Raw genomic sequence first — 19970 nt, forward strand, 5'->3', positions numbered from 1 at the left:
GAGAGGGGTGATGCGGCGCGCGTGCTTGGAGCTTCAATGCACGTCTGCATGATAAAAAAAATCCCGCGCGAAGCGGGATTCAGTTCCGGGAGCGAGAGGAATTACTTGAGCATCTTGAGTTCATAGTCCGCATTGCGGGCGTAGGTCGGATCCTTCTTGGCGTTGGTGAAAGCGTCCTTCGCTTTCGCCGTGTTGCCGAGGTTCCTGTACGCAAGGCCCATTTCGAAATACGCGGCTCCTTTCGGACCCTTGATATGCTTCAGGGCTTCGGTGGCTGCGGAGATGGCCTCATTGTACTTGCCGTCCTTGTTATAGGCCTGCGCCATGATGATATGCGCTTTGTCGAAATTGGGATCGTTCTCCAGAGCTCTTTTCGTCAACCCGAGCGCACCTTCGGTTTCACCGTTATTGACGAGTTCCGCTGCACGAGCAACCAGCGCGGCGGCGAGTCCCTTCTTCGCGGGGCCAAGCGTAGGCGTTTCCTTGATTGCTTTCTCGTAATTGTCTATCGCTTTCTGATACTCATTCTTGCTGAACCAGGAGCCTGCGAGCGCGACATACCCCGCGGCGAATTTCGGATTGATCTTCAACGCTTCGTCGAACGAGGTTATGGATTCATCCACCTTGCGGGCCCGACGTTCGGCCAGACCCCGCTGGTAAAAATAGAATTCATGCTTTTCCAGCTTCAGTGCAGCATTATATTTGCCGATCGCGCCGTCATAATCGCCCGATTTCAGCAAGGCGTTGCCTTCGTTGTAGAGCTTCTTGGCTTCGTTGTTGCTTTGCGCGTTGAGGACAGATGTGCTGACAACGAAGGAGAGCAGCAGGAGGAGGGACAGGTTCTTGAACATCATAGTTCTCCTTGCACCGTGGGTGTCGGTGGAACAGTGAAGAATTGTGATCGGCGTGAAAACGCGGGGCTTTCTGGTGCGGAAGGCGGGACTTGAACCCGCATGCCCTTTCGAGCGCCACCCCCTCAAGATGGTGTGTCTGCCAATTTCACCACTTCCGCAGGGACTTTTTTTGGTGAGGCTGGATGGGTTCGAACCATCGACCCTCTGCTTAAAAGGCAGATGCTCTACCACTGAGCTACAGCCCCCCACAAAAAGTGGTCTTTAAAGCTAGGTATTTTTTTGTCCCGGTGCAAGTGCGGCCGATCACACTTCGTTATTTTTTTTCGCGCACCTTCACCGAGAGCACATCATACAGTAACTTGCAAGTGGAAAAACTTGTTCCCCTGACGTCCGACTGTATGCGCTATGATTTGCTTGTGTTCGATCTCGACGGGACGCTCGTCGATTCGTTTGCGGATATTCATTCCTCGATAAACGAACTGCTTCGGGAGTGCGGCGGGAGAGAACTTCCGGAATGCACCGTTCGCGACGGTATCGGACGAGGTGTGAGACATCTTGTGCGCAGCTGCCTCGCGGCCGCCGGTCTCACCGCATGTGATCTCGAGGACTGTTTGTCGACTTACGGGGAGATATATCAGCGAAATTGCCTTGGGCGCACCGAGTTATATGCCGGCGTGTCCGCCACGCTCCCGGCTTTCGCGCCCGTGCCGCTGGCGGTAGTAAGCAACAAGCCGGAGCACGCCTGCCGCGCCATCCTTCGCGGCTTGGGTGTGGAAGACTATTTTGTCCGTATTGCGGGAGGAGACAGTTACCCGGAGCTCAAACCCTCGCCGCTTCCGTTATTGCGTATCGCGATGGAGCTTGGTGTCGCTGTCGACCGTGTGCTCATGGTGGGCGATTCCGTGTATGATCTGGCGGCCGCCCACGCCGCGGGCTGTCATGCCTGCGCCGTGACGTGGGGTTTTCAGGACGCGGAAACATTGAAGGCGCTCAACCCTGAATATATGGTGAGCGCCTTCGAAGACATTCTCGGAATCGCCGGCAGAGCCGCCACGTCCCCCGTTAGTTGAACAGGTAACTGATTCCGACCTGCGGAAGAGGAAGGATGATGCCGTCCGTAAACCAGGTTACACCCAGCTCGGCGGAAAAGATAACCGTTTTCGAGATATCCCAATCATAGCCCGCGCCGAAGCCCGCACGGAATGGTCCTTTCAGCTCGTCCGGGTCATCCTTGCCGTTCTGATAAAAGCCAAGACCGACAAAGCCATAGAAGCGGTTTCGCCCCGACCAGTCAAAATCGTACTGCGCTTCGGCACCGAAGGATGCGAGCAGATTGTCGCCGCCCTTCCAGGCACCGGCGTTCAGTTCGAAGCCGTAGCGGGTGTGCGGATGAAAGCGCACGCTCACGCCCATTCCGCTTAACAGGCCAGCCTGAAGACCGACGCCCCAATGGGATTTCGTGAGATAATAATCGTCATGTTCCGTCAACTGCGCCTGCGCCGGAGAAACAACGCAAAGCGTCAGCATCAGTGTCAATGCCAAGATTCCGAATGCTCGCATAATTGTGCCCTCAATGTTGTTCGTATGCGTCAAGCTAGGTATTTTTCTCTGAATCGGCAACTCCCAGGAAGGACAGATCATGAGTGATGTGACCATACGACCCGATGCGACGCCCGAGGATATTATTCCTCAACTGCACGCCCTGTTGGACGAAAGCGATCCGCCGCTCACGGTCATGGCGAACGTCGCTTCGCTCTTGTACTGGTCGCTGGACGGAATCAATTGGATTGGATTTTATCTGCTCGACGGCGATACGCTGCGTCTTGGTCCCTTCCACGGCAAACCCGCGTGTTCCGAAATCGCGCGCGGACGCGGCGTGTGCGGCACCGCGGTCGAGAAAAGCAGCATGCTCAATGTTCCGGATGTAGAGAGCTTCCCGGGGCACATTGCCTGCGATGCCGCGTCGCGCTCCGAATTGGTCATACCGTTGCTCGTGCATGGCGTGGTCCGGGGGGTACTCGATGTGGACAGTCCGGTTCATAACCGCTTCGGTTTAGCGGAGGAGAAGTTGTTTCAGCGTGCTGCGGAGCTCATCGCGGAGCACATCGTGAAGTGGGATGGGCGGCTTTTTCCGTCTTGACAGGCGACCATGGAATCATTACATTGAATTTTCATATCCCACACAACCCGGAGCGGTGTATAGATATCTCGATACTGACTGAATTTCCAAATTCCCGGAATCCCCGTATCAGATGTCATCCCCGCGCAGAATTTCCTCGCTGTTTCCGCGACAAGGTAACCGCTGCTTCCCGGCATTCCAGCCTGTTTCAGGTATGTCTCCGGAAATGACGGCATCTCCCCCTCTGTCCGCTTTGCGTGCGGCCTGGTCGTCTCCACTTGCACGCAAGACGGTGTTGTATTCCACCGCGATGGCAACGAATGCGCTGCTGGGCGTCTTCGTGTACAGTGTGCTCACGCGGAGGCTTCCGGTCGAGGATTTCGGTACGTACTCCTTCGTGATCGCTTTTTTTCTGTTTACCGGCATGTTCTTTGATTTCGGTATCGCTCCCGCCGGGATGCGCCTGATGGCGACTACGAAAGACGACACGGAGCGAGCGTCCACACGCGGTGCATTATTTGTTCTCTCTTCCGGTTTGGGACTGTTGTATATGCTGGCCGTCGTTGTTGGATCATTTGTCGTGGAGCGCTTCGTTCATCCCGGTGCAGGACAGGTCTTGCTGATCATGGCGCCGCTGGCCGCGGTGTATCCATTACAGGAAATGGTATTCTCTGTCGCGCAGGGGGAGAGCCGCATGGCGCTGCTCTCTGCGGCCACCGTGATGCCCCGCATACTGCTCGCCGTGGTGCTGCTTCTGTTTACCGGAGCTGCAATGACGCTTACGGGAGCGGTGTTTCTCACGTTGCTCGGTATGATGCTGTCCACCGCGTTCGCCATCATGTTGCTGCGGCCGGGTTTTTCGGACCTTCGCGCTTCCATCGCCGCGGTGCTGCAGGAGGTCAGAGAGTACGGACGTGATATCTATGCCGGGCGGCTCGTGGACGGACTAACAGTGGGATTGGATAAAATGTTGCTGAGCCTGTTCCACGGCATGAGCATCACCGCATACTATTCCATCGCGATGACGATGAGCACGCCGATTGCCATGGGCAGCAAGGCAGTGTCGCACAGCGCATACAAGGATTTCGCAAGCGAACAACGCATTCCGTCCCGTATTCTGATGGTGAGTTTTGGCTGGAGCGCCTTCATCGGTTTGTGTATCGGTCTTGGCGGTTTTGTGCTTGTCCCGCTATTCTTCACCGATTCTTATGCGGAGGCGCTGTCGGTACTTCCGCTGCTCGCTCTGGGCGGTATACTGCTCGGTGCCAACCATCCCTTTCACGCGTTCCTTGCGGCGCGGCGGCAGGGGAGAGCAATCCGCATCATGTCCATCACAACATCATGCCTCAACGTGGTTCTGAATATCACGCTGATCCCGCTGATTGGGATGACCGGAGCCGCTTTGGCGTTCATTACGACGTATGCGGTCAATATCGGAATGAATCTGTGGTTTTATCGAAAGGTGGTCAACCCGGAGGCAACCGGTCTGTGAAACCCATGGTGCACCAGAAATTGAATTGTTTTCGACACGGCGTCTCACAAGTTTACACGTTGTATTTGTCGTTTTCCCGGAGATCCGAAACATGCGTCCATTAATTCCGGCGATTTTGCTGCTGATTCTCATGTGCGCGCCCTTCGCGGCTGCGCAGGAACTTCGCGTGCTGTCATCGGATGCGGGCGGTTGTGTGGTCGAGTACACACCGGCCGTTCAGAAAGTCTACGTCGGGAACGGCGAGTCACGCTTCGAAATCGAGCGAGGTGTCAGCTTCTATTCCATCGGAGCGCCTCATCTGTTTGTCCGGACAGAATTGCTCGGACTTCCCTCGACGACGGGGAATGCCGTGACGGTGCTCGAAATGGATTATCGCGACGAGAGCGGTATCCGATTAGCCATGGTGCGGGAAGGACGTGAAAGCGACGATCAATGGCAGCCCGAGCGCAGCGTGCTCTATTCCGAGAACGGTTTTCTGCCGGCGGAAAGCGCCATGCTGCGCAATATCGGCGTCGCACGGGACCGCATTCTCGGAGATCTGCTGCTCGTACCCGTGCAGTGGAATCCGGCCACACACGTTGCACGCATCGTTACACGGATGCGCGTGCGCATTGATTACGGCGGCGCAACGCAACGATTCGATCCGGGTGCCGGCGATGCGACGGCGAATGCGCTTCTCAACGCGGAACAGGCACAGAAGTGGGTGCTCGCACGTCCGACGCGCTTGAATAAAGCCACCGGCGCGACAATGGAGAGCGGGAATTGGTATCGTCTCGCCGTACCGCAAACTGGTATGTATCGCTTGACACGGTCCTGGTTCGCCTCCGCGGGTATAGACGTCACGACGCTGGATCCTCGCACGATCAAAATGTATGGTGGTGGTGGCCGCGAGTTGCCCCGTGATGTGGATGTCGCACGGGCGCAGCCGTTGATGGAAATCGCCATCGAGGTTGTGGGCGGAGAAGACGGCCGTTTTGACGAAGGGGATTATGTGCAGTTTCACGGGATGGGTACCTCCGGCTTTACCTACAATCCCGCTTCGAAGACGTACTCACATTACATCAATCGCTATACTTCCGAGAACGCCTATCTCCTGACCTTCGGAGGAAGTGCGGGGAAGCGCATGGCGCGCGAGGCCTCCCTTTCGGAACCGGACGCCTTCCGTCCGGCGTGGTTTCGCGGACGTGAGTTTGAGGAGGAGGAAGTCAACAGTATGCTCAACTCGGGCCTGATGTGGTTCGGGAAACGGCTGGTCGCGAACGCCGGAAGCGCGGCTGCCATCACCTTTACGCGGAAACTGCACGGTCTGGTGAAGACGGAGCCGGTGTTGTACCGCATACAGGTTGCCGGAAGCTCGGAGGTTGATCATGGCTTTAAAGTGCGGGACAGCGAACGCGAAATAGGTACCATCTCTCTCGGTATCGTCAATTTCAATTCCGATACGGACGATGTGGGAAAAATATCCGGAGCCCGGGAATTCACCGGAACCGCACAGCTCGCCGATGATCGTTCCACGATAACCCTCACCTACTCGTCGGCAAATGCGGACCGCACACGCGGCGGCTATGTGGACTGGGTGGAGTGGCAGTACGCACGGCGTTTCGAGCCGTTGAACGACGAATTATTGTTCTCCGCGCCGGACACCAACGCGGTGGTGGAGTTCGTTCTGAATGGCTTCACCATGAGTGATATTCACGTCTATGATGTGACGGACCATACCAATGTCCTCAAGATGGACGGAGTGACCGTGAGCGGCGGTACCGTGCGATTTCAGGCGCGAAACGACGCAGGTCGGCCGCGACAGTTCCTCGCCGTGGCAAGTCCGGCGATGAAAGCTCCGGGTCAGGTTCGCACACTGCCGAATTCCGGTCTCATCGCGTCGACCGGAGCGGAATATCTCATCATAACGCACGACGATCTGGCTTCTGCGGCGCAACGGCTTAAGGCGCACAGGGAGCGAGCGGGCGAGGACCAGATCAGCAGCATGGTGGTGCGCACGAGCGAAATCTTCAATGAATTCGCGAGTACCCTGCCCGACCATACAGCCATACGGGACTTTCTTGCCTGGTCGCTCGCGAATTGGCAAACACCGCCCCGATACGTGCTCTTTCTCGGAGATGGTCATTTCGACTATCGAAACATCACCACGAACGAAACCATACTCGTACCGGTGGCCCAGTCCGAGAACTCCATCAACAAAATAGATTCCTATGTTTCCGACGACTACTACGTCAAGCTTCGTGGTATAGGCAGGAACGACGAGCGCGTGGATGTCGCAAGCGGACGCATCCCGGTACAGACGCTTGAGGAAGCAAACGCTGTTGTGGATAAAATAATCGGTTATGAGACAGCTGCGACCTTCGATCCCTGGAAAAACCGTATTACGCTCGTCGCCGATGACGGGTGGACGTCGTTCAAGGACACCGATTTCATCGAACATACCTGGCAGTCCGAACGCATGGCGGGGGTGCTTCCGCCGGAGATGGAACAGAAGAAAATCTACATCGTCTCGTACCGGACAGAGAATACCGCTTCGGGGCGACGCAAACCGGAAGCGGCCAGCGACATCATCGATCAGATAAACAGAGGGACGTTGCTGGTGAATTATACCGGTCACGGTTCTCACGACGTATGGGCGCACGAGCGCATCTTCATCAATGATGTGACCATACCCCTGCTTCGGAATGCACATCGCCTTCCGTTCATCAGTGCGGCGACGTGTACCTTCGGACTATACGATGCCCCCGGGGTACGCAGCGGAACCGAGCAGCTTCTGCTCAAACCCGACGGCGGCAGTATCGGCGGACTGTCCGCCCCGCGCGTGGTCTTTTCCCATGAGAACAGTGCTTTCAATCGGGAATTTCTGGATCAGTTGCTGTTGAAAGGCCGCGAAAGCGACGGACGCGCAAAACGCATAGGCGAAGCCCTGTACACCGCCAAGCAGCGGTATAACAATTCTCCCGGCTATGAGAAATTCCATCTCTTCGGCGATCCCGCGCTGCGCATCGCCCTGCCGCGCTACACAGCCGCCCTGGAACGGGTACAAATCAATGGACAGCAGGCCTCCGCCGACACCGTGCAACTCCGCGCGTTGAGCAAAGTCACTCTCGAGGGAAGTGTGCGGAAATCCGACGGCAGCGTGTGGGAGGATTTCAACGGTGTGACACAGGTCAGTCTTTTCGACGCGCAGCGCGCAGTAGTTGTCGACGAGGCGGGATGGAACAACTTTACCTATCCACTCGACGGGGGATTGCTGTATCGCGGGAAGGCGACGATCAGCGGCGGGCGTTTCGCGGTCAACTTTATCATCCCCAAGGATATTTCCTACGAAAACGCCACCGGCCGCATCTCGCTGTACTTCGACAACAACGCGGTGGACGGTGCGGGATATTTCACCAGTCTGCGTATCGGCGGATCGGACAGCGCCGCTGTACCTGACGACAAGGGGCCCGTCATCGCGTTGTACATGGATACGCGCAACTTCCAGCCGGGAGATCTCGTCAACAGCGACGCTTTGCTCATCGCGGATTTATTCGATGAAAGCGGAATCAACACCACGGGCCTCGGCATCGGACATGACATAGAGGCGTGGCTGGACGGTTCCGGCACAAGCATCATTCTGAACGAATTCTACACCGGAGATGTTGATTCCTATCAAAAGGGCACAGTCGAATACCGATTCCGCGGTTTACAGCCCGGCACACATACGCTGCGATTGCGCGCGTATGACATATTCAACAACTCCAGCACTGCCGAGACGTATTTCACCGTCGCCGGCAGTTCGCAACTCACGTTACAGGACGTGTACAATTACCCCAATCCCATGAAGGAGCAGACAGCTTTTACCTTCCGACACAATCTGGGCGATCCGGTGAATGTGGACATCAAGGTGTACACCTTGAGCGGACGACAGGTACGTACCATTTCGGCGATGCATGTCGCCGAGCGTTTTGTGATGGTACCTTGGGACGGGACGGACGAGGATGGCGATAAACTCGCAAACGGGGTGTATTTGTACAAAGTCATCTGTCGAACGGTGGACGGCGGCATGGGCAGCGAAGTGCTCGGGCGTCTGTCTCTCCTTCGCTGAAATGGTTGCGAAAACAAAACGATTACAATAACTTACTGTTCTGTCACTGTTCATACGAGGAAATTCAATGAATTGGAAAAGCACTCACGTCGTCAGCGCGATCGCAATCGCGGTGCTTCTGATCGGCCAGGCGCAGGATGTCGCGGCGCAGACCAGCACGGCGGTTCCGTTTTTGCTGATATCGCCGAGTTCGCGCAACAGCGCGATGGGCGAATCCGGCGTTGCCATCGCCGATGACGTGTCCGCGATTTTCTGGAATCCTGCCGGTCTCGGGTTTCAGAAGGGCATGGAGCTGAGCCTGAATCACTCCAACTGGCTGCCGCAGTTTCAGCAGAGTGATCTGTTTTTCGAATATGCCGGATATCGTATGGATATCCCCTCCATCGGAGGAACCATCGGTACCGCGCTCACTTTTCTGAATCTTGGTGAATTCGAGCGTCGCGACGAAGGAAACAATTCGCTCGGCACTTTCAAGAGCTTCGAAATCGCCTTCACCGGAAGTTACGGTACGCAACTCGACGAAGACCTCGGTGTGGGTCTGGGATTGCGCATCATTCACAGCAGCTTGTCTCAGGTCGGCACGGCGCGTGAGCAGGGTTCGGGCACGGCGACGGCGGTTGCGGGTGACGTCGGTATTCTCTATCGCCCGTCGAAATTCGTCATTCCGTTTACCAATACGGACATTGGCAATCGCTTCGCCATCGGCGCGTCCATCACCAACATCGGTCCATCCATCAGCTACATCGATGAGGATCAGGCGGATCCGTTGCCGACGGCCTTGCGCCTTGGCTACCGCTACGACCTGGTGCGCGAGAAGTACAACACCCTGACCTGGACCACCGACGTCACGAAGCTGCTCGTCAGTCGTACCGACAAGAAAGCCGACCCCTTCTACGAGGCGGTATTCAAGAGTTGGGATACACCCGGCAACGTATTCAATACCTTCACGCTCGGCACTGGCATCGAATACTGGTATTCGCAGCTCGTGGCGCTGCGTTTCGGTTTCTTCCACGAGGATCCGAGCCAGGGCAACCGCCGCTTCCTGACCTTCGGTGCGGGCGTGCGTTACGACATTTACGGCTTCGATTTCAGCTACATCAGCACAGCCATTTCCGACGACGACACGGTCAGCCCGCTGTCCGAGACCTTGCGCTTTACCTTGACGGTCAACTGGGACCGCGGCTCCGGTCCGGCCGACGACGGCACACGCATCCCCGCGGACGACGCCGCGAATTGATGCGTATCGGTGGATCTGCGGACAGCGCAGTTTCTCCGCTACCACGGCGCGATACGGAAAACGATTACGGAAATCATGTCCCGCAGGGCGATCCCCTGCGGGACCCGTTTCGGTGCAGCCCGGTGGCCTGCAGCTACGGGACTACGCGCCGAACGAAGCACGGTGGTGAACACCTGACCATGTCCTTCTTAATTTTCAGCACGGAGCGGCCCACATGCAGCGCGCAGGGATTCTCGCGATACTGGTACTACTGACCACAACCTGTCTTCAGGCACAGACGCCGTCACGTTCCGGGGCATTACTCCCCAAACTCTCACATGCGTTTGCTCCGCATGCCGGAGATGATGCCGTGCGTGCTCTGCCGGATACCGTGCGGCTGCTCGCGGTGATGGTGGATTTCCCCGAGGACACGGATAACCGTACCAGCGGCACGGGGAAGTTCGGATCCATCTATGAGTATGATTACGGCACCGAGATACTCGATCCCATGCCCCATAACCGCGCGCATTTTCAGCAACATCTGCAATTTCTCGAGAACTATGTCCGGAAGGTGTCGGGACGAAGGACCATCCTCAAGGGCGAGGTGCTCGACGGAATCGTAACGGTGGACGGGCCGATCAGTGATTATTCTTTCAGGAAAAACGAGTCCGAAGCGCCGGTGGCGAAGCTGGCCGTGGAAGCGTGGGAGAAAGCGGTCCAACAGTTCAGTACAGTGGATTTTTCGCGTTACCACATGTTTGTTGTCTTTCATGCGGGACGCGGGCGCGACATTGATTTGGTGAGCATACAGGGCTTCGATCCCACTCCATTTGACCTTCCGTCGTTATCATTCACCCATACAGCGTTTCGCCGACTGCTCGGAAACGATTTTCAGGGCGTCGATGCGGGCGGCGGATTTCGGATCACCAATTGCGCCGTATTGCCCACCACCAACAATCGCGAGATTTCCAACATCGACGGATCACGGAGTCTCCTGGAGTTGACCATCAATGGTTTGCTCGCCGCCAGCTTCGGTACCTGGGCGGGTCTGCCAGATCTGTTCGATACCAGGACCGGAAAAACCGGAATCGGGCGCTTCGGCCTGATGGATGGTGAAGGCATTTTCGCCTACGGCGGAATATGTCCGCCCGCGCCATCCGCATGGGAGAAACAGCGGCTTGGCTGGACGAGCCCGCGCATTGCCGCTTCCGGTACGCGGAATTATCTCATCACCGCTGGCGACTCACTCTCCACCGCGGATGTGATACGTGTGCCGATCACCGACATCGAATATTGGCTGGTGGAGAATCGTCAGCGCGATCTCGGCGGCAACGGTCAGCTCGTCACCTTCGTCTCCGGCGGACAAGTACAGCAGTTGCGCTTCCCGAAGGACACCCTGGGTTTCGACAACGGCAATGTATCGCAGCTCAAGGGCGTGGTGATCGACGTGGAGGATATCGACTGGAGCCTGCCGGGCGGACGCGTGCTCGTAGACGACAAGGAAACCCGCATCAATGGCGGTATTCTCATCTGGCATATTGATGAAACAGCACTGACGGAGCGCATCGCGCTCAACACCGTCAACGTAACCATGCCGGGGGTGTCCCGTGCAGTGGATCTGGAGCAGGCTGGTGGGCCGCAGGACATTGGCGTGGATATTCAGACAGTTTTCGGCACGCAGACAGGGAGCGGATCCGCCATCGATTACTGGACAAAGGACAACATCTCGCCTGTGTACACCAATATGTTCGATCTGCGCAGTTCTCCGAACAGCAGAGCCAATTCGGGCGCCGACGCGCGTGTGGCGATGAAGAATTTTTCCGTCAGCGGACCGATCATGACATTGGATATTGCCGTGGGCGATGATGGCTATGCACCGCTTGCGGGTTTCCCGGTGGACTTCGGCGAACAGCTGCAAAGCGGACAGACGTTGCGCTACATCCGCTCCGCGGATTTGGATGGCGACGGTGTGGACGAGTTGCTGGCGGCCGCAAGCGGAGTGCAGCACGGTTTTCGCCTGCTCGTCAGCCGTCTCGATGGAACACCGTATCTTCCGACAGGCTACGTCGCAGGAGCGGAGAATTGGGAACTGTCGGACGCACCGGCTGTCGGCGACGTGGATGGCGATGGCAAGGCTGAGACGGCGGTTATCCTTGAGCAAGGGACTGCACGTGAGGTATACGTCCTCCGTGCAGCCGACAGCGATGCCGATGGAATGCTGGACGTACTGTACCGGCAGCGCTTCGAGGGATCGGGCGGCTATCCTGCCCTCGCAAGCACGCTGCCGCAGATTATTCATGGTGCGTTGCTGCTGTACGTACGCGGCTCCGCCGCCGACAGCATCATTGCAGTCGGCAGCACCGTGCGGAGTTTTTCTGTAGGAACGCCGGGCTTTGAGCCATACGCCGATGTGCGCTTCCTGCCTCTGGACGAAGCGGGGATGGTCTACGCGCATACCCCGCAGAGCGGCCTCGCTTTTTCGCTCTCCGGCATGGTACAGCCGCTCCATTTTACATCAATCGTCACAGCTCCCATTTCTGACGGTACGGCTGCTTTGTCCGCCTCCGCCGACGTTGACGGCGATGGAAAGCGGGAGCTGATAGTCTCCCGCGTCGACGCGACTTCTTCCGGGACCTCGCAGATCCTGGTCGCTTCTTACGCGCTGGGAGAGGGGACCGATGCGGACGTACGGCCTATCGCGGAGCGGCTGCCGGGGGATCCGGTGATCACTTCCGGTGCGGTGGCGTGTGCGGACGTGGACGGAGACGGACGTGCGGAAATTCTGTTGCGGAGCGGCGACGGTCTGCTCATGGCATATAACCACACGCTTGCCCCCGTGGATAACTATCCCGTGTATGCCCGTGCGAAAAAACTGCGCTCGTATCGCGGCGATGCAACGGGAGACGTGGTCGTCTCTTCGGGGTTCGAAACGCTGCGCTTTCTTCAGGACAAGGCAGGTACGCGGGAAGGATTTCCGGTCGCTTTCCCGACCGTCAACGACCAGGCGTTGTTGCGCACCGACCGCGGCCGGCTTGGCATTGCCGCTGTATCGGATCGTGCGCTGTTCGTCTTCGAGCATGCTGTGAATATCGCTATCGGAGATCTGCTGTGGTCAACCGCGAACGCGGACAGTCGCAACAGCGGACAGACACCCTTGCCGACGCAGAATGTGAGCCCGGGTACCGAGTTTTTCCCGCAGCAGCTCTGTTATAACTGGCCGAATCCCGCTTATGACGGAGTCACCCGCATTCGCTTTTTCGTGTCCGACGATGCGGATGTGACGGTGAAGATTTACGACCTGGCCGGCGACAAGGTGGATGAGCTCAGTACGCGTGCACGCGGCGGTGTGGACAACGAGATCGTCTGGGATGTCAGCGGCATTCAGAGTGATGTGTACCTCGCGAAGGTCGAGGCAATCGCTCCGGGTAAAAAAGGCGAGAAAATCATAAAAATCGCCGTGGTGCGCTAGGGGCGGCGTGTTGCGGAAAGCAGGCGCGGTCGAAGCCGTTTGTTCACTGATGGATCAGGGAACACAAAAGATGCACCCGGGCACCGTTCTGCGATCCCCGAGGCATCAGGAATTCTGTCATAAGCGACGAGCATTCTTTCATCTCACTCTATCGGAAAATCGTATCATGATGATGACGATGCGTGCCATACCGGCGCTCCTTCTGCTTTTCGTGTTTGGATCTGTTCTTCATGCGCAGCCGGACAGCTATTCCGCTCCGGAGAAGGATTGGTTTACCATTACCACGAAGCATTTTCACGTGCATTATCATGAAGGCGCGGAGCGTACAGCGCGTGTGGTGGCAAAGATCGCCGAAGATGTGTACGGTCCGATCACCTCGCTGTACGATCACGAGCCCGATCAGCGCATCAGTTTTGTGATCAAGGACATCTCGGACTACGCGAACGGCGCGGCGTATTTTTTCAACAACAAGATCGAGATTTGGGCCTCGCCTCTGGATTTCGAACTGCGCGGAACGCACAACTGGCTGCGTAATGTGATCACGCATGAGTTCACGCACGTGATTCAGATCCAGGCCGCGATGAAATTCGGACGTGGCATTCCCGCGCTGACATTTCAGTGGTTCGGGTATGAAAAGGAACGCCGCCGCGACGTGTTGTACGGATATCCCAACACACTGGTGTCGTATCCCTTTCCCGGCGTGGTGGTACCGCCCTGGTTCGCCGAAGGCACGGCGCAGTTCCAACGCGACAGACTCGGGTATGAGAACTGGGATGCGCATCGGGACATGATATTGCGTAGTTACGTGCTTGCCGATTCCATGCTCAGTTGGGGTGAGATGAGCGCGTTCGGAAAAACCAGCCTCGGCAACGAGAGCGTGTACAATTCCGGCTACAATCTCACGCGCTATATCGCGCGGAAGTACGGCGAGGACAAGCTGGCGGATATCACCCGCGCTTTGAGCAAGCCGTTCACATTCACGATTGACGCCGCCGTCAAAGATGTACTCGGCATCAGCGGCCGTGCCCTGTACGCAGAATGGGCCTCAGCCCTCAAGGACGAGTATGCGGCACGCACCGCGCCCATACGAAAAAATCGCATCGAGGGTGATATTATCGCGGGTGTCGGTTTCGCCAATTTCTATCCGCGCTATTCACCGGACGGAAAATGGATCGCCTATGTCTCGAACAAGACCTCCGATTACATGGGGCAATCCGCGCTGTACATTCGGCGGGCGGACAGCACCGCAGAGCGCATGGCCGTTCCCGGTGTGCGTTCCGCCATTTCCTGGTCACCGGACGGCAAGAAAATCGTGTACTCGAAGTACAACACACCGACCGTGCAGGGCCATATCTACTACGATCTGTACGTGTATGATGTGGAAAAAGAAGAGGAGAAGCGTCTGACCCGCGGATTACGCGCGTTCAATCCCGCCTGGTCTCCCGACGGATCACGCATCGCGTTCGTGCACGGCGCGGACGGAACGATCAATCTTTCCACTGTGGACGCACAGGGAGGGAACCGGGTACAGCTCACCAAGTATGCGCATGGTGAGCAGGTGTTCACCCCAACCTGGTCTCCCGATGGTGCCTGGATTGCGTTCGCCTTTGCTCCGCGCACGCATCGTGGGCTGGCGCGCATCCGGCCCGACGGCAGCGGGTTCGAGACCATTCTCCATGAGCCCGCGAATGATTGTCGCGATCCGCGCTACACTTCCGACGGAAAACATCTCCTCTATTCCAGCGATCGGACGGGCATTTTCAATATCTATCGTCTCGATCCCGGATCCGGTACACGGACGCAGCTCACCAACGTTTTGGGTGGTGCTTTCATGCCTGATCAGGATGCAGCCGGGAATCTCGTCTATGCCGCATACACTGCGGGCGGATATAAAATTGCGCGGCTCGCCACCGGCGGGACGGTTGAGCCCGGGATGTACGATTACCTGCCTCCCGTGCAATATTCCTCGCCCATCGCTTCGGCGGATGCGGAATGGGATTGGGACGCGTTGAACAATTTCGATGACACACGTATCGAGGAGAGCACACCGTCCGTGTACGAACGCCTGTTCATGAGCATGATGTATTTCCCGACGATACGCGTTGACGGCTTCAATCCCGACAACAGCGGTCTCGAGCTGCTCAAACCCGGTTTGATGATGTACTCGTCCGATATGCTGTCGCGCCTGGAGTTCCTGGCCAGCGCGTCGATCAACATCAAGGCCGAGCGCGATCTGTATCTGAATGTGACGTATCGCGACAAGCTGCCTATTTTCAGTAGTCTCGGCCTGTTTCCCGACCTGTCCCTCGAGGTGTTCAATGTGACCCGCGGCACTTCGACCAGCATACCGCTGCCGCTCGATACGGTGGGAGTGGATGTGGATTTCAATCTGCTGGAATTCGCCGTGCGTCTGGGGCATAACATCGCCAACGATCACATGCGTCTGGAGGTGGGGTATTCCCACAGCCGGTACACGTCGACGCTCGGGAGTTTCCGAAATCCGGACAATGATATGCTGATACCCGCGCGGGACAACCTGTATCTCGTCGGCAATGACCTCAGTGTGGTATTCCGGTACAGGAACATCGTCCCGACCCGCGATCATGAAATCAGTCCGATCGGTACGCGCTTCACCCTCCGGTATGATCATGAATTCAACAATTACAATCCCGACGGCGATTTTGAAATTGACCGCAACAGCGGTCTGCTCATTCCCCTGTACCGGGATTTCAATTTCCACCGATTTGATGCGCATCTCAGCATCGGTGCGCGGTTGCCGTGGCTCGAGCATGCTCTGAGCGTGCGCTTGCGCGGCGCGACAATCCTTGGCGAGCCCGTGGACGATTTTTTCAATTTCTATGCGGGCGGCATCACCGGCATGCAGGGGTACACGTATTACTCGCTCGGAGGCAATGAACTCGCCGCGGCACAGATCACGTATCGTTTCCCGATCATTTCCAGCATGGATTTCCGCCTCGGACATGTACTGTTCGACAAGCTCTACGGGGGCGTGTTCATGGACATCGGCGACGCTGTGATGGATCCGGAGCAGTTCACGGTAGGGAATTTGAAGAAGAACGTGGGTTTCGAATTACGGCTGGAGACATTCTCCTTTTCCATGTATCCGACCCGGATATTCTTCAGCGGCGCGTACGGATTGGATGAGTTCACCCGGACGTTTCAGTTCACCGATGTGACCTACGGCAAAGAGTGGCGCTGGTATTTCGGTATGCTTTTCGGCTTCGATCTGAGCGACGGATTTTAGCGCAACGCGCAGACAAGAGCATTTTCCCCAAAGCTGCATGGCGCTGTCGGTTCCGACGCGCCATTTGTTTTTCCAGCGGTGAAATTCTATACTTCGTCGCTGTTTCGACACAACCATAGCTTGATGCTGACGCATGCGCACCAGTCTGCTCAGGTATCTTTTCCGTCTTGAATACGTCCTTGCCTCGGCACTCGTGCTGGTGCTGGTGTGGTGTATGATCGTCATTTCGGACAATCTTCCCGAGACGGACGATACGTCCTTCCTCAATCCCATCTTTGACCGTATCGATTTTCTGAACATCGCCGACGTCAGTCTGGACGCCGTATTCGCCGTCCGCGACGCCGAGTTTCCCGATCCGAGGATAAAGGTGGTGAACCTGGGGGAAGTAGCTCCTACGCCCGATGGCAAAATCGCCATGCTGTTGTATAAACTGCACGCCAGCGGGGCCAGAGTTATCGGTCTCGATGTGTTTCTCGATGCGCTGCACGTGGAGCGCTTTCCGGAGGAGCGCCTGTCGGAGTTCGATGCGCTGGTCCAGGCCCTGCGGGATGTTCCCAACGTCGTTGTGGTATCCGGTTTCGACAAGGAGAGCATGGAGCCTGAGATTGAATTGCATCCTCTCGTGCTGGAGGCCGATCCCGCGCAGGGATTCGCAAATCTGTGGCCCGATGCCGACGGTGTGGTGCGCCGCTTCCTCCCCCGCGCGACGGTGGCTGGAGAGGAATGGTATGGACTGCCGGTACGCATGCTGCAGTTGTATGACAGCGGACTCGTCAGCAAGCTGCTGCGTTTACCCGCGGAACCACAGATCATTTACTACACAGGGACGTATCACCAGTTCGAGTCCGTCCCCATTGATGATGTCGTGTTTGGCACGATGTACGATGACGAGTATTTCCGGGACGCGATCGTTCTTATCGGTTTTGTGAACGAAGGAGGATTGTTCTATCTCGGCGACACACACAAGACGCCGATGGGGAAAAAGATTGAGGTGGAGGGGCCGGACATGCCCGGTGTGCTCATCCATGCGAATGTAATCAACATGCTGTTGCGCGACCGCTTCATCGTCCCCGTTCCGGAATGGGTGGATTGGTTGTTGGTATTCGTCCTGTCATACCTCAGTCTCGCTCTCTACAGAGTGTTGCGCACAAAGGCGCGGAACAGATTTCATGTCGGGCTGCTCATCAGCACGATGCTGCTGACAGAGGCAGTCATGGTGTTTTTCCTGCCGTTGATCGCATTTTTCTATTTCGATTTGAAGATCAGTTACAACCTGATGGCGACGGGCGCACTGTTGTTCATCCCCGCCGGCGCCGCGGTGACGAAGATGCAGTACCATCTGGAGCGGCGCAGGTTTGCGCGCAGTATTGGTATCGGGAAGGAGGGAATGCCCGCCGTGCTTCGCGAGGCCTTCGCCGACGACGAGCCGTTTGTGTCCAACATCCGCCTGCTGCATGCCTGTCTGTGTGGTGTACAGTTTGCCTGGGCATGCGAAAACTTGCGGCGTATTCAGGCGGATGGAACAGCACCGGCGACCATGCTCCCCGGGCTCGAAGCGTGGCGCGAGGCGATTCCCGCAGTCCGTAGCGTGTTTACCGGGAGAGATTCGCGGTCGCTGTCGCGACAGTATTTCTTCCGATATCTGGCCGGAAAGAAGGAAGAGTATCTTCGGGAGAGCTATGTCAAGCAGCTGTTTTTCACCACGGAGCTTTCCACATTCAATCCCTTTCTCGCGTTCGAGGAATGGGAATTGCTCCTCCCCCACGCGCGGCGGTTGATGCTCGTCCAATTACACGAGGTGCTGCAACAGCCGCTGTACGCTGTAACAGCACAGGGCGTGCTTCACGTGCAGGGCCGGAAGATTCCGGAAAGTGAACAGGGCAAAATTCGGGAACTTCCGGAAGGACTGTATTGTACGATGCAGTCGGACGCAGCATCCTTCATTTCATTGTCGCCGTTGTGCGAATGGACCGAGTGCAAAGTGCATCGGAAGGCGGAACTCTTTATCTTCGCCGCTCTGGTACCGCGGCAGCGGATGCTCGCGACCTTGCCGGTGTATTACGGCTTCGGCCCTGCATGCGAACCTGTCCTTGCGGAACCGACGATGGTGAAACTGAGAGAACTGGAACAGCGATTACATTTACACACAACTGACAGAGATCGATCATGACACACATACGAGCTATTGTTCTGGCAACCTGCCTCTTGCTGTTGCCTGCTGTGTTGACGGCGCAGAGTTTTACGGTGATGAGTCTCAAGGGCAAGGTGGAGGTCAAGATGGGAGGGAAGAAGAAAGCCGCGTGGAAAGCGGTGAGCATCGGTGACCAGCTCACCGGAGAGGATGTGCTTCGTACCTCTTTCGCCAGTTACGCCAAACTGATGATGGATCAGAAACGCCTCGTGAGTATTGACGAAAACAGCAGCATGAAGCTGAAGGAGTTCGTGCAGAAGGGCGCTACCCCAGCCGCAGGTGCGTCCGGCAAGTTGCTGCAGTATGCCGCGGCGCAGATGCGGAAGTCGCGCGACAATAAACAGGAAAATGTGTTCGGCGCCGTGCGTGGCGACATGGACGTGGTGAGTGCCGCATTTCCGAAGCAGCACCTGATGACCACCAAACCACTGTTTCGCTGGGTTGATCCCGCACAGCACGGGAAATACGAGCTTGTCCTGCTCGACGATTCCTTTACTGTTATCGCCCGCATGCAAACCGAACATCAGTCGCTGCAGTATCTGGCGGAAACGGCCATCCTGCTCGAGAATGACCGCGAGTACCATTGGCGGGTTCGCAGAATGACGGACGGACTGGAGAGCGGTGTGGAATCGTTTCGCATCCTCCCCCGCGACACCATCGATGCCATTCGCAAGGAACTCGAACGTCTCGATACCGAACTCCGCGGCATGAATGCCGACGACGTGACGCTGCATCTCATCCGTGGCATCTATTTCGAACAGAAAGGTCTGTATACCGATGCCTTCAACGAATACAGCGAAACGGTGCGTCTCGCGCCGGACGTGGCCGAATACCGCGACATGCTTCGTTCGCTGCTCTTCCAGATGAAGCTGTACAATGAGGAGGAGCAATTGGTCCCTCCCGGGCCCGAGAATAAATAGGCTCGCAATCGTACCCGCAGCGCTTCCTGATGGCTCGTTGAGGTCAGGCGATGCGCTGCTCTGCCGCCGTCGTACAGGCCACGGCATGACGTCCCCGGGTGCAGAAAAAGATTGCAGCAAGCGGCTCGCACTGGGATAGCGCCGGTGTTCGCTCGCTTTCTCTTTCCGCTGCACGTTCCACATGCCCTCGCTCCATCATTTCTCGGCGTGGGTCAGTGATCTCTCCGATGATCCGGACCCGCTGTCGGTCGATTTTTCACATTTGCCTTTGAGCTCGAAATCCGCTATCATTTTAGTTGAATCTGAAGCAAAACCGGATGTAGCGTATCGCAATTTGATAAGGACGTTGCTCAT

11 protein-coding genes and 2 tRNA genes are annotated in these 19970 nt (G+C 56.9%); 9 read left to right on the forward strand and 4 right to left on the reverse strand.

Going from position 1 to position 19970, the window contains the following annotated elements:
- Positions 1 to 101: 101 nt before the first annotated feature.
- The 3 genes from M5R41_17575 to M5R41_17585 all read right to left on the reverse strand — a co-directional run bounded on the left by M5R41_17575 (position 102) and on the right by M5R41_17585 (position 1099).
- Positions 102 to 854 (reverse strand): tetratricopeptide repeat protein, encoded by a 753-nt coding sequence (locus M5R41_17575; protein ID MCZ7558215.1) that lies wholly within the window; start codon positions 852 to 854, stop codon positions 102 to 104.
- 71 nt (positions 855 to 925) lie between these two features.
- A tRNA-Leu gene (locus tag M5R41_17580) sits at positions 926 to 1012 on the reverse strand.
- A gap of 12 nt (positions 1013 to 1024) precedes the next feature.
- Positions 1025 to 1099: transfer RNA gene (locus tag M5R41_17585), tRNA-Lys, on the reverse strand.
- Between the two features lie 120 nt (positions 1100 to 1219).
- Between M5R41_17585 and M5R41_17590 the strand changes: the two genes are divergently transcribed.
- Positions 1220 to 1924, forward strand: a complete 705-nt coding sequence (locus tag M5R41_17590; protein ID MCZ7558216.1) for an HAD-IA family hydrolase — start codon at positions 1220 to 1222, stop codon at positions 1922 to 1924.
- Here the strand turns inward: M5R41_17590 and M5R41_17595 are convergent.
- Positions 1917 to 2414 (reverse strand): porin family protein, encoded by a 498-nt coding sequence (locus M5R41_17595; protein ID MCZ7558217.1) that lies wholly within the window; start codon positions 2412 to 2414, stop codon positions 1917 to 1919. The genes M5R41_17590 and M5R41_17595 overlap by 8 nt on opposite strands.
- A gap of 79 nt (positions 2415 to 2493) precedes the next feature.
- Between M5R41_17595 and M5R41_17600 the strand changes: the two genes are divergently transcribed.
- The 8 genes from M5R41_17600 (at position 2494) to M5R41_17635 (ending at position 19616) form a co-directional block, all read left to right on the forward strand.
- On the forward strand, positions 2494 to 2994 hold the full coding sequence (locus M5R41_17600; GenBank protein ID MCZ7558218.1) for a GAF domain-containing protein: 501 nt from the start codon (positions 2494 to 2496) through the stop codon (positions 2992 to 2994).
- 205 nt (positions 2995 to 3199) lie between these two features.
- Complete coding sequence (locus M5R41_17605) at positions 3200 to 4465, forward strand: oligosaccharide flippase family protein (protein ID MCZ7558219.1); 1266 nt, start codon at positions 3200 to 3202, stop codon at positions 4463 to 4465.
- 91 nt (positions 4466 to 4556) lie between these two features.
- Positions 4557 to 8555 (forward strand): type IX secretion system sortase PorU, encoded by a 3999-nt coding sequence (gene porU / locus M5R41_17610; GenBank protein MCZ7558220.1) that lies wholly within the window; start codon positions 4557 to 4559, stop codon positions 8553 to 8555.
- 67 nt (positions 8556 to 8622) lie between these two features.
- Positions 8623 to 9792: a type IX secretion system outer membrane channel protein PorV gene (gene porV / locus M5R41_17615; GenBank protein MCZ7558221.1), complete on the forward strand. Its 1170-nt coding sequence runs from the start codon at positions 8623 to 8625 to the stop codon at positions 9790 to 9792.
- A 214-nt stretch (positions 9793 to 10006) separates the two neighbouring features.
- Positions 10007 to 13240: an FG-GAP-like repeat-containing protein gene (locus tag M5R41_17620; GenBank protein ID MCZ7558222.1), complete on the forward strand. Its 3234-nt coding sequence runs from the start codon at positions 10007 to 10009 to the stop codon at positions 13238 to 13240.
- A 166-nt stretch (positions 13241 to 13406) separates the two neighbouring features.
- Complete coding sequence (locus M5R41_17625) at positions 13407 to 16505, forward strand: DPP IV N-terminal domain-containing protein (GenBank protein ID MCZ7558223.1); 3099 nt, start codon at positions 13407 to 13409, stop codon at positions 16503 to 16505.
- A gap of 133 nt (positions 16506 to 16638) precedes the next feature.
- Entirely contained in the window at positions 16639 to 18675 is a 2037-nt protein-coding gene (locus M5R41_17630) for a CHASE2 domain-containing protein (protein MCZ7558224.1), read from the forward strand.
- Positions 18672 to 19616: a hypothetical protein gene (locus tag M5R41_17635; GenBank protein ID MCZ7558225.1), complete on the forward strand. Its 945-nt coding sequence runs from the start codon at positions 18672 to 18674 to the stop codon at positions 19614 to 19616. Before M5R41_17630 ends, M5R41_17635 begins: the two co-directional genes overlap by 4 nt.
- Positions 19617 to 19970: the final 354 nt, after the last annotated feature.

This window comes from Bacteroidia bacterium (assembly GCA_027493955.1).
GTDB lineage: Bacteria > Bacteroidota > Ignavibacteria > SZUA-365 > SZUA-365 > JAOSJT01.